The organism is Thermosyntropha tengcongensis, assembly GCF_055381335.1.
Map to the genome: position 1 here is coordinate 1,722,257 of NZ_AP042437.1, position 16,695 is coordinate 1,738,951.

The following is a 16,695-nucleotide window of genomic DNA, read 5'->3' on the forward strand; positions in this document are numbered from 1 at the left end:
CTATAGAAAAGGACAATAATTCCCGCAAAAGAGTAGCTTATCTACAGGATATAATCTGCAACAACCCACTCATAAAAGATTCGCTAAATAGCGACTATTACGAAATTATAGACCAAAACAGCGATTGGGAAGATTTAACCTAAAAAATCTTTAACTGGGGGAAGGCCGCATACTTCCTTCAGTTTTTTTATTTTTAAGCAGGTAAATTTAATATTAAAATAGTATATCCAAATTATAAATATTTCAGTTTTGCCTGCAATATATTCTATATTAATACAATTAAACCGGAGGTTAATATTTATGAAATATAAATTAATTCCTGTATTTAATGGTTTTTTTATAATAACACTGGCCAGCGGTAAAAATTTTTTCAAAAAAAGCATAAAAATACCCAGCTTTGTATTCCTGCTAAAAAGTCCGGAAGGAGAAAATATACTGGTAGATACCGGATTTGAACCCTCGTCTCTTCCCGGTTCCAGATCAACCTATGAAAGAAACCCGGAAGAAGAGCTGGTGAATGCTTTATATGAGCAAGGCATATACCCAAAAGATGTTTCAGCCATAATTCAAACCCACCTCCACTGGGACCATACTGGAGGAATCCCTCACTTCCCTGAAGCCAAAATTTTTGTGCAGGCCATGGAAGTAAAAGAACTCATAAACCTGCCTTTATATGCAGAAACCGGCTTTTTTGCCCGCCATTTTATGCCAGCTTTATCCCGTTTTGAGCTGGTAAATGGCCATTGTGAAATACTCCCTGGCATAAAAGTTTATCTAACAGGAATACATACCCCCGGCCACCAGGTGGTAACCATCGATACCGAAAAAGGCAAAGTTGCTCTCCTGGGAGACGCCTTATTTGACTATGGTGAATGGTGGAAAAACATCCCCGAAGAATTGTGGGAAAAATACCGGCAGGGTAGCGGAAAAGACAAATTCTGGCCTTCGGATACCCGGGAAAAAATTAAAAACTTTCTCCTGTCCAGGCAGGTTCTTGAGCTTCCTGTTCCGACGGCAGAACCACTTGCCAGGATAAAAGCTGAATGCAGGTATGTCTTTAATGCTCATGATATCCACCTTCTCAAGGAAAAGCCTTCTTTTTAAAAATAAGTCTTCATTTTATCTGTTTTATACTTATAATATAATTTATAAAACAAATGTTCGGAGAGATGAGAAGTGGATATACTGCATTGTGACCTGGATGCCTTTTATGCATCTGTAGAACAGCGCGATAATCCTTCTCTACAGGGAAAACCGGTAATTATAGGAGCCCTTCCCGGGAACAGAGGTGTAGTAGCCACCTGTTCATATGAGGCAAGAAAATATGGAGTACGCTCTGCCATGCCGATCTCAGAAGCTTACCGCCTATGTCCCACAGGGATATTTATAAGGCCTGATATGAAAAAATATGCCGGGGTTTCCAGGCAGGTCTTTTCCATCCTGGCCAGTTTTACCCCGCTTATAGAAAAATTATCTATTGATGAAGCTTTTTTAGACGTCAGCGGCTGTCACCATCTGTTCGGCTCTTCATACAACATAGCCTTAAAAATAAAACAGGAGGTATGGGAAAAGGTAGGAATAAAAATATCGATAGGCATAGCTCCCAACAAGTTCCTGGCAAAGCTTGCCAGCGACCTGTCTAAACCAGACGGCCTTCTCATGTTTACGCCTGATATGGTACAAAACCTTCTTCCTTCCCTGCCAGTACAAAAAATATGGGGGATAGGCCCCAAAACCGCCCAAAATCTTAATAATATAGGTATATATACTATCAGAGACCTTCTTAAAACAGAAAAAACCATATTAAATAAAATCCTGGGCTCCAGTACCGATTTCATCTTGCAGCTGGCCAGAGGAGAAGACAGCCGACCGGTTGAGCCTTATCAGGAAACCAAATCTATCAGCCAGGAAATAACCCTCCCAGCAGATACAGGTAATATTGAAGAAATAAGTAAAATCCTGCTTAAACTGAGTATTGAATTAGGAGAAAGGCTGCGCAAAGAAAAGCTGCAGGCCCAAACCATAACCCTTAAGCTCCGCCTGTCTGATTTTACTACCTTAAGCAAAAGCCAAACTCTGGAATATCCAGTTGATAAAAATCTGGTTATATTTGAAATAGCCAGTAGTCTTATGAAAAAAATAGATACAAAAGGCAAAAAAATAAGGCTTATCGGTATAAAAAGCAGCAATCTTTCAAGCAGTATTATAGAACAGCCCTCTTTATTCGATTTTAAATCCGATAATCTTGATAAAACACTGGATGAATTGAAAACCAGATTTCCGGCAGCCAAAATAATGCCAGCCAGCCTTTTAAAAAACAGTAACATAAATTGAAAACCATCTGCATAATGATAATTTAGCCCTGTTCTGGAAGTTATCTGGAAATTGTTCTTGCATATTTTTGACCTGTGTTCTAAAATAATCTTCACTTCACCTGTATGTATATCTTAATTGAGGCGGTACACCTTATGGATATAAAAAATATGGAAAATAATCTGAAATTAATATGGCAGGAAAAAAATAAACTGCATAAAGAGAAACTTATAGCCAGGTTAAGATTAATGGTTCTGATTATAGGCCTGTTTCTATACCTGTTAATTGAACCTGCCTACGATATAAAATTTCTGTTTATTATAGCTTCTCTGATAATATACGCAGGAATAATTTTAATCTTCCCGCCTCTTCATCCTGTGCTTTCATATCCTAATCTGGCTACTGCTTTGAGTGATAATACCATAGTATTTATATTATGTTATTTTTCCGGAGGCCTGGAATCTCCTTTTATATTCGGATTTGCACTGCCTTTGCTAATTTTTGCCGTACATCCTTCCCGGCAAAAATTATTAAAAGCAGTTGCCCTGAACTGGGGAATAATTTCCCTTTTGGGGATTTTAACCGGCCTACATATAAAAACTTTTCTGCATTTATCAGCTACCATATCCCTCATAGCCATATTTGCCAACATGCTTATATATGACGAACTCAGGACATTGACATCAGCTGCTTCCAAAGACGGTTTAACCGGGCTTTTTACACATAAAATTTTTTTCGAAGTCCTTCATGTTCTAACATCTTCCAATAGCCCTATAAAAAGCTTCAGCCTTATAATGATAGATCTTGACGATTTCAAAAAGTTAAATGATGAAAAAGGGCATCTGGTCGGAGATCAAGCTTTAAAAGACGTAGCCAATTCTATACTATTAAATCTGCGGGATTCTGACATGGTATTCCGTTATGGCGGGGATGAATTCGCCATTATACTGCCCGAGATTGGGTATAACCTCTGTCAAAATATAGTCGAACGTTTGCGCAAAGCTATCATAAATCTGGGTTATTTTAGAAGTGTATCCATAGGAACAGCTGTATATCCTGATGAAGCTGACAATCCTTATCTGCTGGTAGAACTGGCCGATAAACGCATGTATGCCGAAAAAAAATCATAATAAAAGGGCCTTTGCCAGTTCACAAAGGCCCTTAAATTTTTATTTTAATTTATAGATAATCATATTTCTTCATATATTCATCCAGGGTAATGACCTCAGCAAACAAAGCCATATCTCTCAAGCCTGACTGATGCATTTCTTCAGTAGCTGAAGCATTGCAGTCGCTTATAACAATAACCTTGTAGGCACGGTACAGAGCATCCGAAGCAGTTGAACGGCAGCATACATTGGTCCAAACTCCGGTAACTACTACAGTATCACAGCCTTCTTCCCGCAGGTACAAATCTAAATCAGTATAGGCAAAAGCACTGTGTCTTCTTTTTTGTACAATGTAGTCCCCTTTTTCCTCATCTGGCCTAAGCTCAGGAATAAAATCAGATCCCCAGGTCCCTTTTATAGCATGGACAGGCCTTACCTTAAAATCAGCATCATTCTTGCGATGTGCTTCCTGTACAAAAACTACACGCACATTTTCATGTTCATGAGCCCATTTTACCAGCCTCTGCAGATTAGGGACAATAGCTTCCCCTCCAGGACATCTTAAAGGTGCTTTAGGTCCTATAAAGTCATTTAACATATCAATAATAGTTATACAATGTCTTTCCGGCATAAAAACTACCTCCTTAAATTTTTATTTTTTAAAAAACATCATTTATTGAAGAAAACCTTATTACCTTATCCAGCTTGCTTATAGTCTGCCTCTTTATAAATTGTCCATATCCCGGATTAACCAGTATACCTTTCTTTTCATCAAAAACTACTTTCCCTCTGACAATGGTTTTTACTACCTTCCCCTTAAGCTTCATGCCGTGCAGGGGAGTATATTTTGCCATACTCTGCTGATCTTCTTTATTGATTACCCATTCCCTGTCCACATCAATAACTGTAAAATCAGCGTCGGAACCTATAAACATGGCTCCTTTTTTAGGATAAAGCCCATAATGGATAGCTGCATTACGGCTTAAAACATCAACCAGCTGCGAAAGGGTAAGCCTTCCTTTGTTATAACCTTCACTCACCATAATCGGTACCATAGTCTCTACTCCTGGTATGCCAGGGAAGGCTGTCCATATAGTCATACCTGGTTTAGCTTTTTCGGTTTCTATTTCATAAGGGGCATGGTCAGTGGCAATAAAATCTACACTGCCATCTCTCAATCCTTCCCACAGCATTTCATTATCCTCTTCAGTACGCAAAGGAGGAGCTATTTTGGCAAAGGCGCCATATTCACTCATGGCATCTTTGTAGTTCAATACCAAATAGTGAGGACAAGTTTCGGAAGTCACATCCAGACCGCGCATTTTGGCTTCTCCCACCAGCTGAGCCCCTATACCGGTACTCATATGCACAATATGCAGCCTTGCGCCTACTTCTTCAGCAAAGCTTATCCCCAGTTCGATAGCTACCTTTTCAGCCAAAATCGACCTTGCTTCTGCCCAGGCTGGTGCATCCAATCTCCCTTCGCGGATAAACTTCTGGGTATAAAAATCAGTCATGGAAAAATTTTCAGCATGAATCCCTACTGGAAGGCCGGTTTCCGCTACTGCTTTGAAGGTTTCCAGCATTTCCGGGTCTGTAACCCGGGGATAAGAAGGAACTGAAGGAGTCATATAAACCTTAAAGGCAACTACCCCGGCATCAGCCTGCTCTCTTACTATGCGGAAATGCTTTTCTTCTCTCACATCTTCACCAGTTACTCCTCCCCAGAGAGCAAAATCAATAAGAGCCTGGGGCTGTATAGCCTCCAGCTTATGTTCCATTTCCGGCACGCCTCTAACAGAAGGGACACTGCAGCAGGGCATGTCTATAACAGTAGTAATCCCTCCATAAGCAGCTGCCCGGCAGCCAGTAGTAAATGTTTCCCGGTGAGTAAAGCCAGGATCCATAAAATGGGTATGGGAATCAATACATCCAGGCAATACCATATTACCTTCCGCATCAATAACATTTCTGGCTTCAAATTCTTTACGGGTAATCCCCACTATTTTGCCATCTTCCACCAGAATGTTGGCCCTGACCAGTTCATCACCCTGGGGAATCATGGCATTTTTGACTATGGTATCAAGCATATTTTCAACCCCTTCATAATATAAAATTGTTAATAAAACTAGTTTTAGTTTTTCTCCCGGTTTAATTTTTTTTGCAGAGTTTTTTCAGGTATATTTTGTTTTTGATGTAATTTTTTTCTAATATTGGCCAAAAAGAAAGTTGAAATAGTAAGTATATCAAGGTATAATATCTTTGTACCAAATCTCATGCGGATGTGGCGGAATTGGCAGACGCACCAGACTTAGGATCTGGCGGTTCATCCGTGGGGGTTCGAATCCCTTCATCCGCACCATAAATCAAATAAAAAATATAAGGAGGCAAAAAGCCTCCTTTTTGTCTAGCTATCGATTTCTGCCCACAGTTCCTCCATGGTTTTGCCATTTACATTTATAACCAGGCTTTTCTGCATCGCTTCCCGGCTCGAACTCAAATCACTGTTGCCAGCTATGACAAAAGCGTCTACTTTTTCTTTCTTTACTTCACTTGCATCAACAACATAACAGCCTTTGGATGACAAAAAATCTTTTACCTCATTTAAACTATCCTCAACAGCAATTACCTTCTTCACCTTTTCCCTCCTTAAACAATTTATCTTTTATCTATTATGCTTTTATCCAGGACATTTATTCTTCTTACAGATTAAACCTCCACAGTATAAAAAAATACAGGACTATCCCTGCAAGTAAAGCTAATATAATACCGCTTAAAATGTTTTTAATGTATCTCATAAATCCACCCTGTAAAATAAATGTGTAAGATTTTTAATCCCTCCTGCGTATAAATGGGCAAAAGGAGGGAAAAAAAATGAAAGCCAAAAAAATTCGTATCCCGTTGTTTATAGTTTTTCTTTTGACCTTATTTTTAGCTGGAGGACAAATATTATGCGCCAAGGAAAAGCAAAATTATGCAGACAGAGATCTTCCCAAAATAGGAAGCATGGCCAAATTAATCAATCTTCTGGAAAATTCTTCACTTTCTATGCCCATACGCACCCTTTACGCCGACGGGCAGGCTAAAACCGCCCTGCCGGAAACTAAAAACGAAGGAACCTCTGACTATTCAGCCACCAATATTCAAGTAGCAGGGGTAGATGAAGCAGATATAGTAAAAACTGACGGGAAATATATCTATTATGTCAATACAGAAGAAATAGACATAGTAAAGGCAGTACCTGCCAATGATATGTCCCTGGTTTCCAGAATAAAATTTGACGACCCTAATTTTGCCCCTGGAGAAATATATCTGGGGAAAGACTACCTGGTAGTTCTGGGTACCAGCAGCTGCCTGCCGCCGGACCAGATAATACCTGCTCCTTATGCCCGGGTGCAGATATGTCCTCCTTATTTTAATACAGTTACTACCAAAGCCATAGTTTACAATATAAAAAATCCTTACCATCCCCAAAAAACCAGAGAAGTAGAAATAAAGGGCTATCTTTTGTCTTCCCGCCGGATAGAAAACTCCGTGTATCTGGTTGCCAACCATCATTTTTACTGGTATCAGGGGATAAAAGAAGTGGAACTTCCAGCCTACAGGGATACCAATGACAAAAACAGCAAGGATTTCAAAGAAGTGCCGTGCGAAAAAATACGCTATTTCCCGGACAATATCTCTACCTCCTATCTGGTAGTGGCAGGCTTTAATCTGGACGATACTTCTAATACCGCGGAAGTAAACGCTTACCTGGGATACAGTGAAAACATATATGCCTCACCCAGCAATCTGTACATTGTCCTTAGCAAAGAACCCGTATACCGCATAATGAAGGATTCCAGCCAGCCAGCTGAAGAGGAAAGCAAAACTTTAATCTATAAATTTGCCCTTCAAAATGGCAGGGCAGTCTATACCGGAAAAGGTGAAGTAAAGGGGCGCATTTTAAACCAGTTTTCCATGGATGAATATAAGGAAACTTTTCGCATAGCCACCACCAGTGGGGATATATGGAAAGAAAACGAATATACCTCAAAAAACAACATCTATATACTTGATAAAGACTTGAAACTTATAGGCAAACTGGAAGGCATAGCCCCCAGAGAAAAGATTTATTCTGCCCGCTTCATGGGGGAACGTGCTTATATGGTTACTTTTCGCAATGTAGACCCGTTCTTTGTTATCGATCTTAAAAATCCCCAAAAACCAAAAATTTTAGGCCAGTTAAAAATACCCGGCTACAGTGATTATCTGCACCCTTATGACCAGAACCATATCATAGGCTTTGGTAAAGATACCGTGGAAATAAAAGGCCAGGCTTTCTACCAGGGGATGAAAATAGCCATTTTTGATGTAAGTGATGTAAATAATCCAGTAGAAAAAAGCAAAGTCATAATCGGCGATCGAGGAACTGAATCTGAACTTCTTCATAATCACAAAGCCCTGCTCTTTTCCAAAGAAAAAAATATATTAGCATTTCCGGTTACAGTAATGAAGATAAAACCAGAGCAAAAACAAAATCCTGACCAGGAAATACCCCCGTACGGCAGCTTCTCTTTCCAGGGGGCATATATATACACCATAGACTTAAAGACAGGGCTTAAACTCAAAGGCACCATCACCCACCTGGAAAAAGAAGACTACCTGAAAGCAGGGGACTCTTGGTATGAAAGCCATAAAAACATCCAGCGCATCATGTATATAGGCAATTATCTTTATACAATATCACCAGCAATAATAAAATCCCACAACATGAATACCTTGCAAAATATACAAACCTTAAAAATAAAAAATTATTAAATTAATAAAAAAAGCCAGCATAAAAAACAGATAATGCTGGCTTAATTTTTTTATACCTATAACATTAAATTTTAAGATATAATTTTTAATATAATCGCTAATACGAGGGAAGGATATATTATGCAAATTCTGGAATTTTTCGCTCAATCAATGCTCTATACAGCATCTATGCTGCTAAATGCTGACTGTCAGCTTTCCAAAACAGAATCACTCACCACTATGCCTTCAGATGCCTCCCTGCACATTATGCTTGGCATAACTGGCGATGTTTACGGGCATGCAGTATTGAGTTTTACAGAAGAAACGGCTCTTAAAACCGCCAGCCTCATGATGGGCGGAATGACTTTATCTTCATTAGACGAAATATCATTAAGCGCCTTAAAAGAATTCCTCAATGTGGCAGCTGGAGGAGCTGCTACCCGCATGTATGAAGTCCAGAAAAAAATTGATTTAACACCGCCTACCGTAATAAGTGGTTCATCCGTATATTTGCAAATGTCGTATCCTTTAACCTCTCTAATATTTAACGTAAAAGACCATAATGTCCAGATAAGGCTTTCTCTTTCTTTACAGGAAACTAAGCCACGTTCTATCCTCATAGTCGATGACAGTCCTCTTTTGCGGCAAACCGCACGCGATACCCTTACACAAGCAGGGTTTAACGTATTAGGGACTTTAAGCAGTGGGGAAGAATGCCTGCAATATCTTAAAAACAATCCACCACCGGAAATCATCCTCTTAGACATTGTTATGCCTGGTATAGATGGAATAGAGGTATTAAAAGAAATACGCCAACAAAAAATAAATACAAAAGTTGTAATATTCACCAGCATAGCTGATAGAGCAACTGTTCAAAAAGCAACCGCCATAGGAGTAGACAGTTATATACTAAAGCCTATAAGCGAAGGTCTTTTGGTACTTCTAAAAAATATATAAAAGCCGGGATGCCCCGGCTTTTCACCTTCTTTTCCTCAATTCACCAAATACCTCACTCAATTCTACCCCTTTTTCCACCATCAGCACCAGCAGGTGATAAAAAAGATCAGCTATTTCGTAGATGGTTTCCCCTTTATCCGGATTTTTGGCAGCAATTATAACTTCTGCCGTTTCTTCCCCTACTTTTTTAAGGATTTTATCTATTCCCTTGCTGAAAAGATAGGCGGTATAAGAACCTTCCGGCATTTCCTGTTTCCTGTTCTTTATCACTTCATACAGTTCCAGCAGGATAGAAGGTCCCTCTTTCCCCAATGCATAAATATTCTCCTCGTTTAGAACCTTTTCTTCCACTTCTCTTCCCTCTATATCCCGGTAAAAGCAGGAATAATGCCCGGTATGGCAGGCTACACCCGTCTGCTCCACCTTTATCAACAACGCGTCTGCATCACAGTCATAGCGTATCTCCTTTACCTCCTGCACATGCCCGGACTCTTCCCCTTTCATCCAAAGCTTCTGCCGGCTGCGGGAATAAAACCAGGTTTTTTTTGTTTCTACTGTCTTTTTTAGAGCTTCCTCATTCATGTAAGCCATCATTAAAACCTGTCCTGTTTTATAATCCTGAATTATGGCAGGAATAAGTCCATTGCTGTCAAATTTCAAGTCCTCCATCATACTCTTATCGGCACCCCTTTAGCTTTCAGATAATCTTTGGCCTGTCTTATCGTATACTCCCGGTAATGAAAAATAGAAGCGCACAGAACTGCATCAGCCATGCCCTTTACCAATCCTTCATACAGGTGTTCAAGATTTCCCGCTCCCCCGGACGCGATAACCGGGATGCCTGTATTTTCACTTATGGCCCGGGTAAGATCAAGGTCATAACCATCCCTGGTCCCATCCTTGTCCATACTGGTAAGGAGTATCTCCCCGGCTCCCAGCTTTTCTGCTTTCTTTGCCCATTCTACCGCATCAATCCCGGTGGGAATTCTCCCTCCATTTATGTATACTTCCCATCTTTCTTCCCCTGCCTTACGCGCATCGATAGCTACCACTATACACTGGCTGCCGAACTTCCTTGCTCCTTCAGTAATTAAACCGGGTTCCTTAACAGCGGCAGAATTTATGGAAACCTTGTCAGCACCTGCCTTCAGCATCTCCCGTATATCATCAATATTCCGTATCCCGCCCCCTACAGCAAAAGGAATAAAAACCTCCCTGGCTGTACGCCTTACGACATCTATCATAGTTTTCCTTCCTTCATGGGAAGCGCTTATATCCAGGAATACCAGCTCATCAGCCCCTTCTCTGTCATAAAAGGAAGCCAGTTCGACCGGATCGCCAGCATCCCTCAGGTTTACAAAATTAACCCCTTTTACTACCCTTCCTTCATGGACATCCAGGCAGGGAATTATTCTTTTGGCCAACATTTAAAACCCCTCATCTTTCCCAAACTATTCTTCTGCTTCTCTTAAAGCTTCCTGCAAGCTTATTTTACCCTCATACAGAGCCTTGCCTATTATAGCCCCTTCTACTCCCCAGGGTTTTAACGCTTTAATCGCCCTTACATCTTCCAGGCTGGAAACCCCTCCGGAGGCTATAACTTTAAGGCCTGTACTTTGGGCTATCTCTTTTATAAATTCCAGATTAGGCCCTTTCAGCATGCCATCTTTAGCTATATCAGTCACTACCGCTGTTTTTACTCCCAAACTTTTCATCTGAATCCCAAACTCCACTGCCTTTACATCGGCAGTTTCCACCCATCCATCAACTGCCACCATGCCATCCCTGGCATCAATGCCCAGCACAATCTTTTCCGGCCCAAAAATATCAAGGAGCTTCTTCACAAAATCCGGGCTGCTTACCGCACGGGTGCCTATAATAACCCGGCTTGCCCCCAGACTCAAAATATCCTTTACATCTTCCTCACTTCTAAGCCCGCCTCCTACCTGGAACGGAACAGACACCGCTTCTGCGATATCCTTTATTACCTTTTTGTTCTGGGGGCTTCCCCTGAAAGCTCCGTCCAGGTCAACTACATGCAGATATTTGGCCCCTTTTTGGGCAAAATCTTTGGCTACATCAGATGGATTCAAGGCATAAACCTTCTTTTCTTCCTCTTTTCCCTGTATAAGACGGACACATTTCCCTTCTTTTATATCTATAGCTGGATATATAATCATCTCACATCTCTCCAAAATTGCGCAAAATTTTTAAACCGGCTTCCCCTGATTTCTCTGGATGAAATTGGGTGGCAAAAACATTATCCTTTTCCAGGGCAGAGACAAAATTTATGCCATACTCAGTCCTGCCGGCTACCCAGCTTTCATCCAGGGGAACTGCATGATAAGAATGAACAAAATAAAAATAGCTGTTATCAGGGACCCCCTTAAAAAGACGGCTTGAGGAATCTATCCTGACTGCATTCCACCCCATGTGTGGAACTTTATAGGAAGGAGGCAGCTCAAACCTTATCACTTTTCCAGGAACAATATCAAGCCCTTCATTAAAACCATCTTCATAGCTTTCACTCAAAAGAAGCTGCATACCCAGGCAAATTCCCAGAAAAGGGGTCCCCCGCTTTATAACTTCCTTTACCGCCTCATCAAGATACAGTTTTTTCAGGTTAAAAATAGCATCCCCAAATGCACCCACTCCGGGTAAAACCACTTTTTCTGCCTTTAGAACATCTTCTGCCCGGTCGGTTATCAAAACCTCATGTCCCAGCTTATTAAACCCGTTTTTAACACTGGCCAAATTCCCCATGCCATAATCAATTACCGTTATCAATACTAACTCCTCCACCACCAGGTTATTATAAATTTCCTTTGGATGACCATACCCCTTCTATACGCGGTTCATAATCTATGGCTATCTTCAAAGCCCTGGCAAAAGCCTTAAAAACAGCTTCCGCAATATGATGGTCATTTTCACCCCGAATAAGGTCAATATGCAGATTCATTCCCGCATTGCTGGCAACCGCCCTGAAAAATTCCTTTATGTTTTCCAGGGCAAAATTGCCAATATTACCCCGTTTAAATTTTACATTATATGCAAGGTAAGAACGCCCGGAAAGATCAATAACTACCCTTACCAGGGCTTCATCCATAGGTACAGTAGCTTCCCCATAGCGATTGATGCCTCTTTTATCTCCCAGGGCCTTGCGCAGGGCTTCCCCCAGACATATCCCTATATCCTCTACCGAGTGGTGGTCATCAACCTCAATATCTCCCCTGGCCGTAACCTTAAGGTTGCAGAGGCTGTGTACCGCCAAAAGGGTAAGCATATGACTCAAAAAAGGAATTTCAGTATCAATCTGGTGGTTGCCGGTCCCATCCAGATCCAGCTGCACCAGAACTTCCGTTTCCGCCGTTTTGCGCTGAACTTCTGCTACCCGGCTGTCCTTAATCATTCAATCTCTCCTTTCTTACCCTTACTGAATTGGCATGAGCCGTAAGCCCTTCCACTTCTGCTAACTTTATTATGTCATCAGCACTCGCTTTAATTCCTGCCTTTGAATAATAAATTATGCTGGAAGTCTTCATAAAAGTATCGACCGTTACCGGAGAATAAAATCTGGCAGTGCCTCCTGTAGGCAGAATGTGGTTAGGTCCGGCATAATAGTCTCCCACCGGCTCAGGTGTATACTGTCCCATAAATATGGCTCCCGCATTCTTGATTTTGCTCAAATAGTCAAAAGGATTTTCCACCATAAGCTCCAGGTGTTCAGGAGCCACTTCATTAGCCACCTCACAGGCTTCATCCATATCAGAAGCCAGAATCAAGGCCCCATAGTCGCCAAGCGACTTTTCTATTATTTCCCTGCGGGAAAGATGCTGTATCTGCCGGTTAAGTTCAGCTTCTACCTTGTCTATAAGCTCACTGCTGTCGGTTACCAGAATGCTGCGGGCCAAAATATCATGTTCAGCCTGGGACATCATGTCAGCTGCCAGATATACAGGATCTGCCTTGCTGTCAGCCACAATAAGTATCTCACTGGGCCCAGCCAGCATGTCTATATCCACATCTCCATAGACCATCTTCTTGGCAATCGTTACATATATGTTGCCTGGCCCGCTTATCAGGTCAACTTTTCTTACCGTTTCTGTTCCCCAGGCCAGAGCAAAAATAGCATGCGCTCCTCCCATTTTATATATTTCCTCTAAACCCAGCTCAGCTGCAGCTACCAGGGTATAGGGATTCATCTTCCCTCTGGCATCCGGAGGGCTTACCATGACAATTTCCTTTACTCCTGCCACCAGAGCTGGAATGGCATTCATCAATACCGAAGAAGGATAAGCAGCAGTTCCTCCAGGCACATATATGCCTACCCTTTCCAGAGGGCGATATATCTGGCCTGTTATATTGCCTCTTTCATCGGTAGAAAGCCAGGAATTTTTAAGCTGCTTTTCATGAAAAGCAGTTATGTTCTCTATGGCTGCCTCCAGGGCATATATATAATCATCATCTACCAGGCTGTAAGCTTCTTCAATCTCTTCCGGGCTAACCCGAAAATTTTCCCGGGTAATGTGGGCCCTGTCAAATTTGAGGTTGAAATCAAATATCGCCTGATCGCCTCTTGCCTTTACCTCCTGTCCTATCTGGGCCACCCCTTCCTCATACTTTTTCAGGTCTTCCAGGTTGGAGGCCAGAAACGACTTTAACTCCTCACTTCCTGCCTTAAACCTTTTTACCTTCATTACTTACTACCACCTTTCTCTATTATTTCTGCAAAAGATTCCAGAAGAGGCTTAATCTGGTCATACTTGGTGCGGTAACTTACCCGGTTGCATATCAAACGGGTAGTAGAATCCATTATCCTCACCAGTTCTACCAGGTTATTCTCCTTCAATGTCCTGCCAGTAGAAACTATATCGACTATCATATCAGCAATCCCCATAATGGGAGCCAGCTCCACATTGCCGTGCAGTTTTATAATCTCCACCTGCAGCCCCTGGCTTCTAAAAAAATTTTCCGCCACCACCGGAAACTTGGTGGCTGCCCGCTTGTAATTGAGTTCTCGCAGACTTATATGTTCCTTTTCTTTGGGTACTGCCACCACAAAACGGCAGTAGCCATAACCCAGATCCAAAAGCTCATACACATCTTTCCTCTGTTCCACTATCACATCTTTGCCTACTATCCCTAGATCCGCTGCTCCCTGTTCCACATAAGTGGGCACATCAGTAGGCCGGCACATTATGTATCTTATTTTTTCCCGATCAAAATTAAAAACCATAGCCCGGCTTTCTTCTTCTACCCCTGCAACCGGCATCCCGGACTTTTGAAAAAGCTCCAGGGTAGGCTTCAAAAGCGTCCCTTTAGATAAAGCGATAGTAAGATAATCCTGAGTCATCTATAATTCCTCCATAACCATTTAATCTATATAAATTACCTGACAGCCCGGAACCGCTTTGGCTTTCTCCTCCAGTTCGCTCCTTGTGTTCCTGCTGACATCCATTTCGGCTATATATCCCATCAAGCGGAGTTCCTCGCACTTTTTCATTACCTTTCCGATATCATTTCCTCCTACCAGATAAAAAGGCACCACTTCACCTGGTTCATCAATAATAAGAGACAGCCTGTCTATACCTATGGCAAAACCGGTAGCTGGACGATTAAGGCCAAATTTCCCAAGGAGGTTGTCATAACGTCCCCCTCCCAGCAGGCCGTATCCCAGGTCAGGAGAATATCCTTCAAAAACTATGCCTGTATAGTAATCAAGCCCTCTTAAAACCCCGGTATCCACGACAATATTATCTATTACTCCGCAAAGCTTAAGTGCTTCATATATTTCCACAAGGTCCCTGGCAGCAGCATAAGCCCTGGCATTTTTTTCAATATAGGGAAGCTTATCCAGTATTTCCAATCCTCCATGCAAGACCGGCATTTTCACCAGGGTTTCCTTAAGCTCATCATTTATGTTCATCCCATCCAGCAGCCTGGCAAGTTCTACCAGGTCTTTCCTTTCAATAAGCTCTCTTATCCTGGTTTTATCTTCATACTCTAAACTTCCGTCTTCCAGCAGACTGTTAAAAATCCCTATCTGGTTTATGCTTACCTTAAAATCTTTAACACCTATCGTTTTTAAAGCCTTAACCGCCAGGCTTATAACCTCCGCGTCTGCCCATACCCCGGAGGCTCCCAAAAGTTCAATCCCCGCCTGCCAGAATTCCCGGTACCTGGCCAGTTGAGGCTGAACATGCCGAAAAACATTGGCTATATAATAAAGACGCTGGGGAAATTTTTCCTCAGCCAGATGAATAGAAGCAAACCGGGCAATAGATACTGTCATTTCCGGACGCAGGGATAAAATTCCTCCTTCCCGGTCCATAAAAAGGAATAATTCCTCTCTTATATTTCCCGTTCCGGCTTCTATGACTTCCAGATATTCAAAGGTAGGAGTCACCACTTCACGGTAGCCGTAGCTTTCAAAAAGCCGCATGAGCCTTTCTTCGATTATCCGTTTTTTCCTGGCTTCTTCCGGTAAAAGATCCCTTAGCCCTTTAGGTATCTTCTTATTCTTCATCCTTTATCTCCTCTTTCAGTCTTTTTAGTACCCTTTTATAACCATCAGCCCCATAATCAAGACATCTCTTGACCCGGCTGATGGTAGCCGTACTGGCCCCTGTCTCCCTGGCAATAGTATTATAAGTGGTGTTGTCCATCAGCATCTGAGCTACTTCCAGCCTTTGTGCCATCGCCTTTATTTCGCTTATGGTACATATATCATCCAGAAAGCGATAGACATCTTCCTCATCTTTAAGGCACAAAAAAGCCTTTACCAGCACATCTGTCTTTTCATCTCGCCAATTTGGGAAATAACCCAAAACGATTCCCCCTAACCTTTTAAAATTTACAGGAGCTGATGGTCATTTATAATAAGGGCAAACTGATAACCTAAATAATCAGCTGCCCGCCGGCACATAAGCATCTTGGTTAAAAATATCTCAAAATATTCCATAACCGAACAGACCCTGGTATCTATACGCATGAGCAGCAGAATACGCCGGTTTTCATTATCAACTTTTATTGTAGATTTAGTTACCGCATAATTTACCCGGTCTCTGGCTGTAAACAGGGATTTATCCCTTTTTCTGACTCGGGAGCGGTGTACATCAGACTTATCAGCCAGAATAAGAGCTGCTGCCACCCGGTTTACACTGCTTCCCCTGGCCTGTTCCTCATGATTGCCTATAGCACCCATAATAGTGGCTATTTCTTCATAATCCATACCTAAATCCAGAAGTACATAAAAAGCAATCATGGCACCGGATAAACCATGTCCATAACGGTTTACAAGATTGCCGGCATCATGGAGATAGCCGGCAATAGCTCCCAATTCTGCCTCCCTTTCAGTAGAACCCACCTTAAGCAAAATATCCCGGCAAAGCTCTGCTGTCCATTCGGCATGCTTCATATTATGCTCAATAGCCCCTATATTCCCTATATATTCATTGCCGCTCAACATGTACTGTTTTAAAACCTGGCTCTTTTTTACATCCTCCAGTGTTACCATACTTTCCTCCTGACTGCATGA

The 16,695-nt window shown here is 41.8% G+C and carries 18 protein-coding genes and 1 tRNA gene; 6 read left to right on the top strand and 13 right to left on the bottom strand.

Annotated elements, in window-relative coordinates; all coding sequences use genetic code 11:
- The first annotated feature begins 300 nt into the window (after positions 1-300).
- The 3 genes from ACZ42E_RS08250 to ACZ42E_RS08260 all read left to right on the top strand — a co-directional run bounded on the left by ACZ42E_RS08250 (position 301) and on the right by ACZ42E_RS08260 (position 3,443).
- Entirely contained in the window at positions 301-1,104 is an 804-nt protein-coding gene (locus tag ACZ42E_RS08250) for an N-acyl homoserine lactonase family protein (RefSeq protein ID WP_464891859.1), read from the top strand.
- 72 nt (positions 1,105-1,176) lie between these two features.
- The gene (locus ACZ42E_RS08255) at positions 1,177-2,334 is read left to right on the top strand and encodes a DNA polymerase IV (RefSeq protein ID WP_464891860.1); all 1,158 of its coding nucleotides are present in this window, start codon (positions 1,177-1,179) and stop codon (positions 2,332-2,334) included.
- A 134-nt stretch (positions 2,335-2,468) separates the two neighbouring features.
- Positions 2,469-3,443, top strand: a complete 975-nt coding sequence (locus ACZ42E_RS08260; RefSeq protein ID WP_464891861.1) for a GGDEF domain-containing protein — start codon at positions 2,469-2,471, stop codon at positions 3,441-3,443.
- 49 nt (positions 3,444-3,492) lie between these two features.
- On the opposite strand, the gene ACZ42E_RS08265 is transcribed toward ACZ42E_RS08260, so the two are convergent.
- Positions 3,493-4,053, bottom strand: coding sequence for a cysteine hydrolase family protein (locus ACZ42E_RS08265; RefSeq protein WP_073093345.1), 561 nt, complete (start codon positions 4,051-4,053; stop codon positions 3,493-3,495).
- Positions 4,054-4,081: 28 nt separating this feature from the next.
- Positions 4,082-5,512 (bottom strand): allantoinase AllB, encoded by a 1,431-nt coding sequence (gene allB, locus ACZ42E_RS08270; RefSeq protein WP_464891862.1) that lies wholly within the window; start codon positions 5,510-5,512, stop codon positions 4,082-4,084.
- Positions 5,513-5,700: 188 nt separating this feature from the next.
- Here allB and ACZ42E_RS08275 point away from each other — a divergent pair.
- A tRNA-Leu gene (locus ACZ42E_RS08275) sits at positions 5,701-5,784 on the top strand.
- Positions 5,785-5,829: 45 nt separating this feature from the next.
- Here the strand turns inward: ACZ42E_RS08275 and ACZ42E_RS08280 are convergent.
- Complete coding sequence (locus ACZ42E_RS08280; protein ID WP_464891863.1) at positions 5,830-6,060, bottom strand: YkuS family protein; 231 nt, start codon at positions 6,058-6,060, stop codon at positions 5,830-5,832.
- A 236-nt stretch (positions 6,061-6,296) separates the two neighbouring features.
- Between ACZ42E_RS08280 and ACZ42E_RS08285 the strand changes: the two genes are divergently transcribed.
- Entirely contained in the window at positions 6,297-8,222 is a 1,926-nt protein-coding gene (locus ACZ42E_RS08285) for a beta-propeller domain-containing protein (RefSeq protein WP_464891864.1), read from the top strand.
- A gap of 120 nt (positions 8,223-8,342) precedes the next feature.
- Positions 8,343-9,158 (top strand): response regulator, encoded by an 816-nt coding sequence (locus ACZ42E_RS08290; protein ID WP_464891865.1) that lies wholly within the window; start codon positions 8,343-8,345, stop codon positions 9,156-9,158.
- 21 nt (positions 9,159-9,179) lie between these two features.
- Here ACZ42E_RS08290 and hisIE read toward each other — a convergent pair whose 3' ends face one another.
- Genes hisIE through ACZ42E_RS08340 form a run of 10 tightly spaced genes read right to left on the bottom strand, consistent with a single transcriptional unit; the run spans position 9,180 to position 16,674 of the window.
- The gene (gene hisIE, locus ACZ42E_RS08295; RefSeq protein ID WP_464891866.1) at positions 9,180-9,830 is read right to left on the bottom strand and encodes a bifunctional phosphoribosyl-AMP cyclohydrolase/phosphoribosyl-ATP diphosphatase HisIE; all 651 of its coding nucleotides are present in this window, start codon (positions 9,828-9,830) and stop codon (positions 9,180-9,182) included.
- A complete protein-coding gene (hisF, locus tag ACZ42E_RS08300) occupies positions 9,827-10,585 on the bottom strand; it encodes an imidazole glycerol phosphate synthase subunit HisF (protein ID WP_464891867.1) in 759 nt (252 codons plus the stop codon). The genes hisIE and hisF overlap by 4 nt, the downstream gene beginning before the upstream one ends.
- Before the next feature lie 24 nt (positions 10,586-10,609).
- A complete protein-coding gene (hisA, locus tag ACZ42E_RS08305) occupies positions 10,610-11,353 on the bottom strand; it encodes a 1-(5-phosphoribosyl)-5-[(5-phosphoribosylamino)methylideneamino]imidazole-4-carboxamide isomerase (RefSeq protein ID WP_464891868.1) in 744 nt (247 codons plus the stop codon).
- The gene (gene hisH / locus ACZ42E_RS08310) at positions 11,340-11,945 is read right to left on the bottom strand and encodes an imidazole glycerol phosphate synthase subunit HisH (protein ID WP_464891869.1); all 606 of its coding nucleotides are present in this window, start codon (positions 11,943-11,945) and stop codon (positions 11,340-11,342) included. Before hisH ends, hisA begins: the two co-directional genes overlap by 14 nt.
- Before the next feature lie 25 nt (positions 11,946-11,970).
- A complete protein-coding gene (gene hisB / locus ACZ42E_RS08315) occupies positions 11,971-12,567 on the bottom strand; it encodes an imidazoleglycerol-phosphate dehydratase HisB (RefSeq protein ID WP_464891870.1) in 597 nt (198 codons plus the stop codon).
- Positions 12,560-13,855, bottom strand: a complete 1,296-nt coding sequence (gene hisD, locus ACZ42E_RS08320) for a histidinol dehydrogenase (RefSeq protein ID WP_464891871.1) — start codon at positions 13,853-13,855, stop codon at positions 12,560-12,562. Before hisD ends, hisB begins: the two co-directional genes overlap by 8 nt.
- Complete coding sequence (hisG, locus tag ACZ42E_RS08325) at positions 13,855-14,511, bottom strand: ATP phosphoribosyltransferase (protein ID WP_464891872.1); 657 nt, start codon at positions 14,509-14,511, stop codon at positions 13,855-13,857. The genes hisD and hisG overlap by 1 nt, the downstream gene beginning before the upstream one ends.
- 21 nt (positions 14,512-14,532) lie before the next feature.
- On the bottom strand, positions 14,533-15,684 hold the full coding sequence (hisZ, locus tag ACZ42E_RS08330) for an ATP phosphoribosyltransferase regulatory subunit (RefSeq protein WP_464891873.1): 1,152 nt from the start codon (positions 15,682-15,684) through the stop codon (positions 14,533-14,535).
- Positions 15,674-15,985, bottom strand: coding sequence for a YerC/YecD family TrpR-related protein (locus tag ACZ42E_RS08335; protein WP_464891874.1), 312 nt, complete (start codon positions 15,983-15,985; stop codon positions 15,674-15,676). Before ACZ42E_RS08335 ends, hisZ begins: the two co-directional genes overlap by 11 nt.
- Positions 15,986-16,011: 26 nt before the next feature.
- Positions 16,012-16,674, bottom strand: coding sequence for a phosphohydrolase (locus ACZ42E_RS08340; protein WP_464891875.1), 663 nt, complete (start codon positions 16,672-16,674; stop codon positions 16,012-16,014).
- Between the last annotated feature and the right edge of the window lie 21 nt (positions 16,675-16,695).